The organism is Candidatus Leptofilum sp. (genome assembly GCF_965223285.1).
Classification (GTDB): domain Bacteria; phylum Chloroflexota; class Anaerolineae; order Promineifilales; family Promineifilaceae; genus Leptofilum.
This window is the reverse complement of record NZ_OZ244997.1, coordinates 4423155-4435878: the sequence shown is the minus strand read 5'-3', so window position 1 is coordinate 4435878 and position 12724 is coordinate 4423155. Positions and strand designations below refer to the sequence as shown.

General features: G+C 53.9%; 9 protein-coding genes. 6 read left to right on the top strand and 3 right to left on the bottom strand.

Annotated elements, in window-relative coordinates; genetic code table 11:
* Positions 1–224 precede the first annotated feature (224 nt).
* From ACOQPU_RS19920 to ACOQPU_RS19905, 4 genes are all read left to right on the top strand, one after another.
* A complete protein-coding gene (locus tag ACOQPU_RS19920) occupies positions 225–581 on the top strand; it encodes a hypothetical protein (protein WP_420641590.1) in 357 nt (118 codons plus the stop codon).
* Between the two features lie 9 nt (positions 582–590).
* The gene (locus tag ACOQPU_RS19915) at positions 591–1460 is read left to right on the top strand and encodes a CRISPR-associated ring nuclease (protein ID WP_420641589.1); all 870 of its coding nucleotides are present in this window, start codon (positions 591–593) and stop codon (positions 1458–1460) included.
* A 112-nt stretch (positions 1461–1572) separates the two neighbouring features.
* Positions 1573–2085, top strand: a complete 513-nt coding sequence (locus ACOQPU_RS19910) for a neocarzinostatin apoprotein domain-containing protein (RefSeq protein WP_420641588.1) — start codon at positions 1573–1575, stop codon at positions 2083–2085.
* A gap of 9 nt (positions 2086–2094) precedes the next feature.
* The gene (locus ACOQPU_RS19905; protein WP_420641587.1) at positions 2095–3003 is read left to right on the top strand and encodes an EamA family transporter; all 909 of its coding nucleotides are present in this window, start codon (positions 2095–2097) and stop codon (positions 3001–3003) included.
* Positions 3004–3055: 52 nt separating this feature from the next.
* On the opposite strand, the gene ppc is transcribed toward ACOQPU_RS19905, so the two are convergent.
* On the bottom strand, positions 3056–5845 hold the full coding sequence (gene ppc / locus ACOQPU_RS19900; RefSeq protein ID WP_420641586.1) for a phosphoenolpyruvate carboxylase: 2790 nt from the start codon (positions 5843–5845) through the stop codon (positions 3056–3058).
* A 40-nt stretch (positions 5846–5885) separates the two neighbouring features.
* Positions 5886–6434, bottom strand: a complete 549-nt coding sequence (locus ACOQPU_RS19895; RefSeq protein ID WP_420641585.1) for an NUDIX hydrolase — start codon at positions 6432–6434, stop codon at positions 5886–5888.
* A gap of 271 nt (positions 6435–6705) precedes the next feature.
* Between ACOQPU_RS19895 and ACOQPU_RS19890 the strand changes: the two genes are divergently transcribed.
* Together ACOQPU_RS19890 and ACOQPU_RS19885 are read left to right on the top strand one after the other, a co-directional pair.
* Positions 6706–7440, top strand: coding sequence for a hypothetical protein (locus ACOQPU_RS19890; RefSeq protein ID WP_420641584.1), 735 nt, complete (start codon positions 6706–6708; stop codon positions 7438–7440).
* A 21-nt stretch (positions 7441–7461) separates the two neighbouring features.
* Positions 7462–8892 (top strand): amidase, encoded by a 1431-nt coding sequence (locus ACOQPU_RS19885; protein WP_420641583.1) that lies wholly within the window; start codon positions 7462–7464, stop codon positions 8890–8892.
* On the opposite strand, the gene ACOQPU_RS19880 is transcribed toward ACOQPU_RS19885, so the two are convergent.
* Positions 8861–12619 carry an ATP-binding protein gene (locus ACOQPU_RS19880; RefSeq protein ID WP_420641582.1) on the bottom strand — a complete coding sequence of 1253 codons (3759 nt, stop codon included), beginning with the start codon at positions 12617–12619 and terminating at the stop codon, positions 8861–8863. The genes ACOQPU_RS19885 and ACOQPU_RS19880 overlap by 32 nt on opposite strands.
* Between the last annotated feature and the right edge of the window lie 105 nt (positions 12620–12724).

Genomic DNA, 12724 nt, shown 5'->3' with positions numbered 1-12724 from the left:
TTACAGTGCTAGAAAGTTCCAGGTGGGAAAATTGCGCAAGTTGGCAGGCTCTTCGCCTGTCATCTTGCCATTGTAGAGGATTCAGGAATATGAAGTCAACAAGCAAGAATTGCTGTATTTTGATTACGGCAGGATTTGCAGAAAAAAGCGTTTCTCAAGCCATAAACATCTTGCAAACATTACATATCGAACCCACTTTTTTGCATCTCTTTGTTAGCCCTTTAATGGATGACCTCCTTGCCAACTATGGCGTTGGTTCTACTCTTATTGGCGATACAGCATATTCACCTTTGCCAGATGGATTGCTGTTTGCTGGTGGCCCCATATGCGCCTCCCATTTTTTGATTGATCCCCGCGTTTACCAATTTGCAGAGCAAATGTATGAGGCAACCAAGCCCGTTGGTTACTTGTACCCTGTTTCTACACGATTGGTGGAACAATTACGGCCGTCCCACATGAGCAAACCGCTATTATTGCAGGAAAGATTGCGCATCGACCAATTTTTGCACAACTTTTCGCAACGTATGCGTTTGCCAATCCCCTTGTCCTATCAACAACTGGCTTCATTGCCGGTTTTATGAGGCTGACGCATGAGCATTCGCAGGCAAACGACCTTTGTGGCCACCATGGGGGGGCAGCCACAGGTGATTACCTTTGCCGTGGATGCTTTATTGGCTCGGGGCGTTCGGCTAGATCAAATTCTGTTAATCCATTTGGATATTGCTAGCTCACGCTTACAAACGGCCGTTCAAAAAATCATCACGACGCTGGCGGAGCCTCGCTACCAGGGGCTCAAGCTGACGTTTCATCCCATTACCACCGACGTAGGCCCCGTCGCAGATATCCGTGACGAGGCAGATTCCCACGCCACCTGGGAAGCCCTCAGCCAACTCCTCATCGAACTTAAAAACAAGCAGCATACGTTACACGTTTGCATCAGCGGTGGGCGGCAAATGTTGGGGTTCATGACGATGTCGGCAGCAATGCTGCATTTTGGGCATGAAGACAGGTTGTGGCACAGTTACACGCCCGACGAATGGCTCCCCCGCACCCGTGATGGCAAGATGATGCACCTGCCGCCAGAGGCTGGCTTTCAGCTAATCGAAGTGCCAATGATGCCGTGGGGCAGCTACTTTCCGGCATTACGGCAACTCACCCGCCCCGTAACGGCCGAAACCGATGTGCTAGCAGGGCCACGTGGGCTGCTGGATGATTTGGAAAATATTAAACGAACGGCCGTTCGCCAACGACTCACCCCGCGCCAAAACGAGGTGCTGGACGCTTTTGCTGACGGCCTCACCCCCAAACAAGTCGCTAAAAAACTTTTCATTACGATGAAAACGGTCAACAGCCACAAAACTGTCATTCTAGCGGAATGCCGCAATGCCTGGGGGATGGATGAGTCTGCCTGGCTGGATTACCGGTTTATTGCTGAGAGGTTTGCCAATGCCGATGGGTAAACGGCCGTTTCCATCTCCCTCTCCAAATTAACCTTCCATAAATCCACGTCCTATTTTCGCCACACGCAAGTTATAGTTAGCCGCAAATCATCAAGATATTGTGAAGGTATTCATGAAACATAAACGCATTGTGTCTCTCTTTGTTTTGGCTTGGATTATTATGTTGGCACTGGCCGCTTGCTTTCGCAGGGAGACGCCGCCGGGACCAAACATGGCGGGTGGCAGCTATGAAAGTGCGGGCTACGATTATTTTCTTTGGCAAGAAGGGCTAGGCATTATGATTTGGCACGATGCCATCCAGTCATCAACCTGTGACAGCGGTGGTGCGGTTGGCGACGCCACAAATTTGACGCAGTGTGCGGCCGTTTCCGAAAGTGGGTCTGGCTTTACCTGGCAGATTGAAACGGCAGACGGCCGTTCCGCCCAAATCCAGATCGACAATCAACAATTTGATCTGGCAAACGGCACCGTCTTTTTGGTAAAAACAGCCGGGGGCGAAACAGAGATTCAGCAGCTACAGCGGGATTTGTCTGGCGTCACCTCAGAAGGCAGCAGCATCACCACCTTCGGTTTAGCCGATCCTGAGATTAGCCAATTTGTTCAAGCAATATCCCCAGACGAATAACCATTCCACGTGAGCCTCATTGCGGCAATCCTCATTATTACCTCGGCGTTTATGCACGCAGGCTGGAACTTTATCAGCAAGCGGCGCAATCCTTCGTTGGCTTTCTTTTTTGTAACGGCCATCTTTGCCACCCTCATTATTTCTCCCATTCTATTCATCCATCGCCATGTTTTAGGATTGATTTCGACGGCCGTTTGGGGGCTGGTTTTGGCAACGGGCATTGCCCAAGCAATTTATTTCTTCGGCCTGGCTGGAGCTTACCGAAAGGGTGATATTTCCTTAGCCTATCCATTGGCTCGCGCCATGCCCGTTCTATTTGTAACGGCTATCAGTTTGTTGTGGGGCAATGGCGGTGAGATTGGCGGCCTGGGGCTGCTGGGGATGATTCTCATCGCTGGCGGCTGCATCATTTTGCCGCTGCCCCATTTTCAATATTTGCGGCTAGGCAGCTACCTAGATGTGGTCACACTAATGGCTTTGGTCGCCGCCATCGGCACTACTGGCTACACTCTGATCGATGATGAGGCTTTGCGGCAGCTTCGCGCCACGTTGCCCTTGGCCAACAGCCAAATCACCCTCATATTCATTGCCTTGCAAACCAGCAGCACCGCGTTACTGTTGGGTTTGGGTACTTTGCTTTACTCGCCGGAGCGGAAGCAGCTCTGGAAAATCGGTCAAAATCGCCGGCTGATGCTAACCAGTTTGGTTACAGGCGTGGTGATTATGGCCACCTATGGACTGGTGCTGGCATCAATGGCCCACGTTACTAACGTAAGCTACGTCGCTGCCTTTCGCCAGTTAAGTATTCCCATTGGTGCTACGTTAGGGCTGACGCTCCAGAAAGAGCCTCGCTATTTGCCCAAAATAATTGGCATCGGCATCGTCTCGGTTGGCTTGGTATTCGTAGGGATTGGCTAATTTCTTTGGCTGGAGAAGTTCAACTTTTGGCAAAAGTTGAACTTCTATTCTTCTACCCTGTATTTTTCAACCCCGAAGCAATCCCATTAATGGTTAAGAAGATCGCGTGAAGGATTTGCTGTGCCTTGGGACTATCTTTTTCTGGCAAGAAGCGCAGGCGGCGCAATAAAGCCACCTGCACAAAGTTCAGCGGGTCTACATATGGATTGCGCTGCCGCACTGAGCGTTGCAGAACCGGATCGTTGTCCAGCAGTTCCCGCTGCCCCGTCACCCGCAAAATCCAGTTGACCGTACGGCCGAACGAGCTTTCAATTTCGCCAAAAATCTTCTGGCGCACCGCCTCATCCTCAACCAAATCGGCATACCGCCTGGCAATGCCCATGTCGGCCTTGGCCAACGACACCTGGGCATTGTCAATCACCACCTGGAAGAACGGCCATTTTTTATACATCGTTTGCAGGCGGCGCACGTTTTCTGGAGACTGATTGCCGTAGGCTTCTAATGCCTCGCCCACGCCATACCAGCCGGGCAGCACATGGCGGCTTTGCATCCAGCTAAAGCCCCAGGGGATGGCGCGCAGGCTGTCGAAGGTGGCTTTGGCGGTGCGGCGCGACGGCCGACTACCGATGCGCATCTGGCTAATTTCGGTGATGGGCGTGGCTGCGCCCCAATAGTCCAGCAGTTCGGGCGTTTCGTAGATGAGCGTGCGGTATGTTTTGTAGGAAATGGATGCCAATTCGTCCATTGCCTCGCGCCAGTCAGACTGCGGCTGGGTGGTGCCGCCGTGGCGCGGATCGACGCTGGCCGTCAGCGTGGCGTGAACCACTTGCTCCAAATGGCGGCGGGCTACCGCTGGATGGCCGTACCGTTCGTCGATCACTTCCCCTTGCTCCGTGATGCGGATACGGCCGTTTACCGACCCCGGCGGTTGGGCCAAAATAGCGCGATTGGCCGGGCCGCCGCCACGAGCAATCGTGCCGCCACGTCCGTGGAACAGCATGATTTCCACATTGTAATCAGCACAGGCTTTAGCCAACACTTCCTGCGCCTGGTACAGTTCCCAGTTGGCGGCCATGTAGCCCGCATCCTTGTTGCTGTCGGAATACCCAATCATGATTGTTTGCTCACGGCTTACACGCGCCAGATGGGGGGCATAGGCGGGATGGTTGAACAAATCGGCCATCACGTCGGGGGCGTTGCGTAAATCTTCGCGGGTTTCAAACAGCGGCACAAAGGTCATGCCCTCATCTTCGCGATTGGGATCGAGGCAGAGGCCGTGCCATTTGGCCAGGAGCAGCGGGGTTAAAATGTCTTCTGGGCCGTGGGTCATGCTCACAATGTAGGGGCCAAGCAGTTCCGAGCCGTAAAAGTTGAAGGCGCGCTGCAATATTTGGAACAGCGCAAGCGTTTCAGCAGCTTCTGGTGACAGGTCGGTGAGTTGGCTCAAATCTGGGTTGGGGGAAGCGAGTAAATTGGAGAGAATTTGGGCGCGTTCGGCGGGTTCCAGTTCGCCAAAGTTATCGTGGAGTTGCAGTTTGTGCAGGAGTTCGTCGAGAACGGCCGTATTAAAATCACTGTACTGGCGAATGTCCAGACGGGCCACGTGCAGGCCAAACACCTGTGCCTGCCGCCGCATCCGAGCCAGTTGGTCTGCTGCCAAGTCGTCGAGCTTGCTTTGTTTTAACGTCTTGTCCATCAGCTCAAGCGGTTCCAGCAAATCCTTCATGCTTTTTAGGCGGAGCGGCGGGTTGGCTTCCCCTTTTAAACGCGCTACCATGTCGCCAGAAGCGGCCATTGCCAAATCTTCAGCCAGGGCAGCAGCCCACAAACGGTACGGCTCGTTGGGATACCGATTTTGCAAAAAGTCTAGATGCTCAGACCTGTTTTGCACGTCAGCCAGTGCGTCCAGGAATTCTTGCTGGATGGGGGTGAGTGAGTCTGCAACGGTGAGAGAGCGTTTGAGCCGCGTGGCGGCTTCCTGGTGCTGCACCACCGCCAATCCACGATGTAGCCGCAGCGTTTCGGCCGTTACGTCGGCTGTCACGTTGGGGTTGCCGTCCCGGTCGCCGCCAATCCAGGAACCAAAGGTGAGGAAGTTCTTGGGAGGGGTGAGATTGGGGTAATAGTCGGCGATGGCTCGCGCCATGCTAGCATATACCTCGGGCAAGGTGTCCCAGATGGTGGCTCCCGGGTAGTAGAGGCCGGTTTTCACTTCGTCGGTGACGGTGATAACGGCCGTTCGCGTTCGGTTCGTCAACCACAGTGCGGTCACCTCAGCCAGAATGCTAGCCATCAAATTTGCTTTCTCGGTGGGCAGCAAATCACGGACGTGCAAATCCGTTAGGGCGGACGAGATGCGGCGCAGCTTGGAAAGCACGGTTCGGCGTTTGGCCTGTGTGGGATGAGCCGTAAACACCAGCTCCACATGCAGCTTTTCTAGCAGCTTGCCCATCTCGTACTCATCCACGCCCATCTGGTGCAGTTGGGCGATCGCCGCCGCAATTGATTCTTTCAGCGGCTGCGGATGGGCTTTTCGTTCACGGTCACGCAAAACGCGCACCCGATTTTGCTCTTCAGCCAGATTGATCAGTTCAAAATAGTTGGCAAATGCCCGCGAGAGTAACTCTGCCTTTTCGACGCTTAGGCCATTCACAATTTGCGCCAGTCGGGCATCAATCTCCGGGCTGCCATCCATGCGCCGTGCTTTGGATAGGGCTCGCACCCCCTCTTCCATCTCAAACAGCTCTACCCCTGCCTGGCGACGGATGACCTGGCCCAAAATATCACCTAGTAGGTGAATGTCTTCGCTCAGTAGCTTTTGGCTTTTTCTTCGTTTTGCCATAATTTAACTTTTTAGGTGACAGTCGTTTTGGAAGTGACTGTCACCTGCTCTTGATATAATTCTCGTAATGGTAGAAGGCAGCAACGACGAGGGCATGGCTGATACGGCCGTTTCCAATCAACCCCGCAATTTCCTCAATCGGGATTAACTCGACTGCAATATCTTCCGCGCCATCGAACTGCGGTTCCTGCTGCCAGCGGGCGTTCAGCGCCAGGTAAGTGTGGCAGCGGTTACTCAAAAACGCTGGATTGGGAGCCACCGTGCCGATATGGATGATTTCTTCAGCCACGTAGCCTGTCTCCTCTAGGAGTTCACGCTGGATTGCTTCGGCAGGATCGTTTTCGCGCGGGTCTACCATGCCGCCGGGGATTTCTAATGTGATTTCGGCCGTCCCGTGGCGGAACTGGTAAATCATCACTACCTTACCTTCTGGTGTAAGCGCCACCACATTTACCCAATCGGGCGATTCCAGCACAAAGAAGCTGTGCTCTGCCCCGGTGCGCGGTGACTGCCGCACGTCTCTTCGCATTTTGAAGATACGGTAGTTGGCAATCTCTTCGCTGTCGAGCTTTTCCCAATCTTCCACCATAAGTGATGTTTATACGTTAAATCACGCTTGCTAACAACATCAATCATCCACTGCCCTTGCCCTGCCTCTATCCCCAAATCAAGCATGGTGCTTGATTCAACATGAGTCAATCCAACTACGTATCATCAACTTGCCGCATTCATTCAAACAAATTAGATGTTCAACCCAGAACAGTTTGGGTACGTTGTGGGAACGGCCGTTTGCTACGCTGCTTCTGTTCAAATCAATCTCCAGGCAAGCACTATTCCTGCTATTACATAAGGATGAAACCATGTATCAAACTGTGACAGAAATCAAGAATGACATCATAAAAATTGACGAGAGTTATTGTGGCCCACCTGGCGTTGGTAATGGTGGGTATGTTGCTGGTTGTCTGGCACAGGCAGTTGTTTGCGATGGGCAGGCTGTTCAAGTGACTTTGCGCCGACCAATATTTGTCAATTTACCTGTAAGATGCCATAGAGCCAATCCTAATACCGTTGAACTGCATGATGGTGACACGATTGTTGCTGAAGCATCGGTTGCAAACCTTGATTTGGAAGTTCCGCCGCCACCAAGCCTAACCACGGCAGCCGTTGCTCGGCTTTCTTACCGAGGATGGCACAGTCACCCATTTGCCAACTGTTTTGTTTGTGGCCCAAAGCGGCAAGCTAGCGATGGTTTGCGCATATTTCCCGGACCAGTAGGTCATGATGGCCCGTACGCCGCACCCTGGAAACCCCATCGCAATTTGTCTGATGCAAATGATACTGTGAAGCCCGAATTTGTGTGGGCCGCGCTAGACTGCCCGGGTGCATTTGCCGCAATGGGTGAGCATGTTCGCCCCCTGCTGTTAGGTCGTATTGCTGCCCAGATTTATACGCCGCTGATTATCGAAAATGATTATGTGGTCGCAAGCTGGTTGATTGCCCAAAACGGCCGTAAACATCATGTAGGATCGGCCGTTTTTACCACCAATGGCATTTTGCAGGCCAAAGCCAGAGCTGTCTGGTTCGATCTCAAATAGATACAAAAAAAGGAAAATACCGTGAACTTAGAACTAGAAGCAATACCGTTCGCCTCACTCACCGACATCGCTACGCTGCTACGCACAACCGAATTAACCTCGGTGGCGCTTACTGAGCAGATGCTGGCGCGGATCGAGCAGATGAACCCTAAACTCAACGCCTTTATTACTGTAACGCCAACCGAAGCACTGGCGCAGGCACACCACGCTGACATCGCCTTTGCCCAAGGGCGAGATTTCGGCCCACTGCATGGCATTCCCATCGCTGTCAAAGATCTGTTTGCCACTCAGGGCATTCGCACCACCAGCGGCACCAAGCTGTACGCCAACTGGATACCACAAGAGGATGCAACGGTGATCCGGCAGCTCAAAGCACTAGGAGCGGTCATCCTGGGTAAAACAGGTTTGCATGAACTGGCTTGGGGGTCAACTTCCATCAATCCTCACTACGGTGCTATCCGCAACCCATGGCACACCGATTATCATCCCGGTGGCTCCAGTGGCGGCTCCGCCGTGGCGGTAGCGGCAGGGCTGGCCTATGCTGCTCTGGGAACCGACACCGGCTGCTCCGTGCGCCAGCCTGCACACTGTTGCGGCATTGTGGGGCACAAACCTACCTTTGGGCTGGTGAGCAAGGCGGGCGTGACGCCGCTCTGCTGGTCGTTGGATCATGTTGGTTTTCTCACCCGCACGGTGCGAGATACAGCTCTTTTACAACAACACCTGGCCGCCTACGATCCAGCCGATCCGTATTCAGTGCGCCAACCAGCCGTTGATTACGTGGCAATGCTGGAACGGCCGTTGCCCGGCATTCGCATCGGCGTTCCACATAGCTACTTTTTTGAAGGGGGGGATCCCGAAGTTGGGCAAATCGTTTTGGAAGCAGCCAGTTGTTTAGAAGCGTTAGGGGCAACCATTGTGGATGTCTCATTGCCCAATTTGGCGCAGGTCAGCGAAGCAGTGAGCCTAACGTTTGCTGAAGCCGTGGCTGCTCACGGCACGGCTTGGCGACAAACTCCAGAAGGTTTCAGCCAGGAAATGCTGCGCCAGTTTGAACATACTGCCAAAATTAGCGGGGCAGAATACGCCCAAGCCCAACAGTCTCGACAGCAATTCAGGCAGGCAGTAACGGCCGTTATGACTCAGTGCGATCTGCTTCTCACCCCTACCTCGAGCATTGCCGCCGAACCCATCGCTGCCGAACCGTCGCCGCGCGGCCACGAACGCCCCAAGAACACCCGCCTGTTCAACTTCACAGGACAACCCTCCATCTCCGTACCCTGCGGATTTACGCAGACTGGACTGCCCGTTGGTCTGATGCTTACCGGGCGCATGTTTGAAGATGCCACCGTGCTGCGTGCCGCCCATGCCTTTGAACAGGCAACCTGCTGGCACGTTCAAAGACCACCAATTGATAAGGTTACGGCCGTTCCTGCCGGGCAATCGCTTTGAGCAGTGGCGTCTGCAAAAACGCCGCCTTCATTTCAGGATTATCTAGCTCGGCAGCCAGCCCTTTGCCGATCTGATGAGCGCGTTCGTGCGCTTCTGCTGCCTTGGCGGGCTGATCAGCAGTCAGCAAAGCCTGCCCGTAATAATGCGCTGCCCGCATCTCATCATATACTAGCCCACTCGTTGCCCAGGCAATAACCGCCTGCGCCAAAGCTGGCACTGCTGAGACGATCTGATCTTTTTGCAGTGCCAGCCGCCCCAGCGACTCAAAATAGATGGCTTGATTCTCTGGCGATCTATCCGCCAACGATTCTAAAATATCCAGCATTTCATTAACTTGCTCAAGACTTTGGGCATCCCCTTGCGCTAGCCGCCATTCGACAATGGTTAAACACCAATAGACAGAAGACAGCATCTTGTCTGGCCGCTGCCAAATTGCCAGCATTTGGTCAAATGTGTCTTTTATCTCAGGGGTCGGCTGTTTGGCAAGCCATTGGGCGCGGGCTATCTGATTGTAGAAAGAAAGCAACATATCTGGTGCATCCAGCCCTGTCACCAGAGGTTTGACAATGGCCAACTCAGCTAAAGCTGCTTTAGGCTGGCCACAAGAATTGGCAACTTGAGCGGCAAAGGTGCCCACCGTTATTGGATTCAACGCGACCGCTTCCCGTTCTGCCAGCCATTGCTGGATTTCTGCCAATTGCGCCAGACTTTTGCGCCATGCTCCCTGATCCCAGGCCACAATCATACGCAAAACGGCCGCACCAATCAAAAAAATCTCCGTCTGCGTTTGTTCTGCATACGCATACGCTTCGTCAATGGTCGCGTTCAATTCATCATGCCGATATTGATTCCTGAAAGAGACCATTAAATTATGGTAGGCACGGCCAGTATCGTGGGGCAAGCGCAGCGTTTTGCCCAGCCGGATGCTTTCTTGCAGCATTGCATCCCCACTTCCTTTTTCGATCCGGTTTTGTGCCGTGCCGACATTGTTGAGTGCATGAACGCGAACGGCCGTTGCCTGCAAACGATCCGCTAATGCCAAAGCCCGTCCCCCCCATTCCATGGCCACTTTGTAATTTGAACCCAGCATATGAATTTGAGAAATGCCACTCAACGTCCAGGCAAGCTCTACGCTATCTGGAAACTGCTCTAATAGAGCTAAACTTTGTTGGTAATGTGTTAGGGCAGCAGTGCGGTCATGCAATTCCCAGTTCATACGCCCCAAATGGCGGTGAATAATTCCCATCGCTTTGGCATCTTCCAGCCGCATGACGCTCGCCAGTGCTGCCTCAAACAGCCGTCGTGCCTCTGGCACTTGCCCCAGCACCCACAATGTTTCGGCCAGCTTGCGCTGCAAGACGGCCGTTTCCGCCACAGCGTTTTCGTTTGTATATGTCAGGGCTTGTCGGTAATAGTGCGCCGCTTGGTCAAGAGCTATGGCTTGCCGCGCCTGGTCGCCTGCCTGCTCCAAGTAACGACGCGACTTATGAGGAATAACGGCCGTTTCAAAATGACGCGCCAGTTCCACGGCCACCGAACTGGTATCAGCAGCAAAAAGCTGCTCTAGTGCATTGCCCAATGCTTCATGATGATAAACGCGCTCTGCCTCATCTAGACTGTCGTACAAATACCGCTGGATCAAAATGTGGCGGAAGCGGTACCGCGCCAGGCGCACCCCGGCACTCTGCTGGACGTCCACCGCTTGTACCAGTTGGTGCTTTTTATCAAGTTCCTGGCTGAGTTGGGTTTGCACAAAACGGCCGTTTAAGTTCAACGCTGCTGCTACCAGTTCTGCTGAAAACCACTCCCCTACCACACTGGCCGTCTGTAAAATCTCTCGCTGTGAGCCATTCAAGCGACGAATCCGCTCCCCAATCGCCCCCTCCACGCGGGCGGGTAGCCGCTCCCAATCAATGCGCGAGGGCGTTATCCAGCGACCCTCTTCATCCTTCACCAAATCCCCTCGCGCCTGCATATCGCGCAGCAGCTCCAACGTAAAAAGCGGGTGGCCGCTGGTTTGCTGGTACAGCGTCGCCTGAAAATCAGCCGGGAGCGCGTGTGGCTCCTGCGCCAGCAGTGCGGCGACAAAGGGTTCCCCGCCTGCTTGCCCTAAATCGAGGGTGATGTCGCCAAAGCTGCGCTGAAATTCATAAATGATTTGGCGCAGTGGGTGGGGCATGTCGGAGCGATCGAGTGCCACATCGGATGGCCGATAGGCAACCACCAGCATTACAGGAAATCCTACCAGCCGTCGTCCCAAATGGTGCAACAACGCTGCCGAGCCGCTGTCAACCCACTGGACATCATCAAGCAGCAAAAGCAGTGGCCTTTGCTGGGCAATGCTTTGCATCACTTTGGCATATTGCTCTAGCAGTGCCGCTTGCTGAATTTGAAGGCCGTCTTGGGTTTTACTTTGTTCACTGTGCTGTACGGCCGTTTCTACCTGCTGCACCCACAACGGCCGTTCCGGCACAAGCGTGGCCAGGCGTTGAGCAAGCGGCCGTGCAGCCAGCAGCGTCCCGATGAGGTCTGGTGCGTGATGCAAAATTGCTGGCACAACAATGGGTAACAACGATGAGCGTGGGTGGGCAGCAGAGGGAGGAATGAGTGCCGCTGCCTGCCTGTCACCTGTGAGAAAATTCAAAACGTCGCGGAATGGAAAAAAAGGGTCACCACTGCCGGTGTAGGCATTGCAACTGCCGCTGGCCACCGCCAGCGACGGATGGGCAGCCACGGCTTGATGGGTGAACGCTTGCAGCAAGGCGGTTTTCCCTTGCCCGGCTTCTCCTGTTAGAAAGAGAGTTTGGAAACGGCCGTTCATTGCTTCATCTAGTGCTTGATGCAATCGTTCCAGTTCTCCTTCACGCGCTACAAATGGAGCGGCTGGCTGCGCAGGCATGAGTTGCTCAGTCGGCACAATGTTCGTTGGCCGGGCCGATTCCGGCAATGGAGGCATATGCCACTGTCGCATTTGAATCGCCTCATGCAGGGCATCGGTTTCTGGCTCAGGCGTGACCGCCAGCTCTTCGGCCAGCAGAGCGGCGCATTTCTTGTACTGCTGTAGCGCCGCTGCCTGCTGGCCGCTTTGCGCATACAGCTTCATGAGTAGTCGGTGCACCGCTTCATTGAGCGCATCTAGTGACAGCCAGCGCTGGGCGTAAGGCAGTGCCAGCGTATAGTCTCGTTGCTGTTCATACCAAGTCACCAATAACTGTAAGGCTTCCACTAGCGAATGGCGCAAGCTTTCCCCCTGAAAGTAACACCACTCATCAAATTCGGGCGCATCTGGCAGTGAAAACCCGGTTAGAAAATCTTCCTGATACAACGCCACTGCTTCCGTAAGTGCTTGTAGGCATGTGGCACACAGCAGCCCCGCTTCATGTTGATGGGCATGCACAGCATTAAGGTGCGCCTGAAAGACAAGCGTATCTACCCAGATGGGACTATTGAGATTCAACCCAACCTGCGAACGCGACACGTTGAGCAGCTCATCGGGCAGATTTTGCCGGAGGAAGAACAGATCACGGCGCAAATTGGCACGCGCTCGTGTGGGATCCTCTTCAGGCCAAAACAGGGTCACGAGCTTTTCGCGACTATGCAGCCGCTGCGATTGTGCCAGATAAGCCAGGATAGCAACGGAGCGGCGGCGACGATATAGAGAGATGGGCTGCGTATCCTGCTCCAGCCGGGGAGAGCCAAACAGGTAAATCTTTAGCATCCCGCTCATTTTACCACGCCTGGGTATGGTTTGGGTGCGGCAGGGGAACGGCCGTTTTTTACATTGCTGTCATCCTAATCAAACAGCCAGAACCAACAGCGTGTTCTGGTAATA

Coding starts and splice junctions, on each gene's coding strand:
- ACOQPU_RS19920 (WP_420641590.1), top strand. CDS start 225: ATGGATGACCTCCTTGCCAACTATGGCGTTGGTTCTACTCTTATTGGC.
- ACOQPU_RS19915 (WP_420641589.1), top strand. CDS start 591: ATGAGCATTCGCAGGCAAACGACCTTTGTGGCCACCATGGGGGGGCAG.
- ACOQPU_RS19910 (WP_420641588.1), top strand. CDS start 1,573: ATGAAACATAAACGCATTGTGTCTCTCTTTGTTTTGGCTTGGATTATT.
- ppc (WP_420641586.1), bottom strand. CDS start 5,845: ATGGCAAAACGAAGAAAAAGCCAAAAGCTACTGAGCGAAGACATTCAC.
- ACOQPU_RS19895 (WP_420641585.1), bottom strand. CDS start 6,434: ATGGTGGAAGATTGGGAAAAGCTCGACAGCGAAGAGATTGCCAACTAC.
- ACOQPU_RS19890 (WP_420641584.1), top strand. CDS start 6,706: ATGTATCAAACTGTGACAGAAATCAAGAATGACATCATAAAAATTGAC.
- ACOQPU_RS19880 (WP_420641582.1), bottom strand. CDS start 12,619: ATGAGCGGGATGCTAAAGATTTACCTGTTTGGCTCTCCCCGGCTGGAG.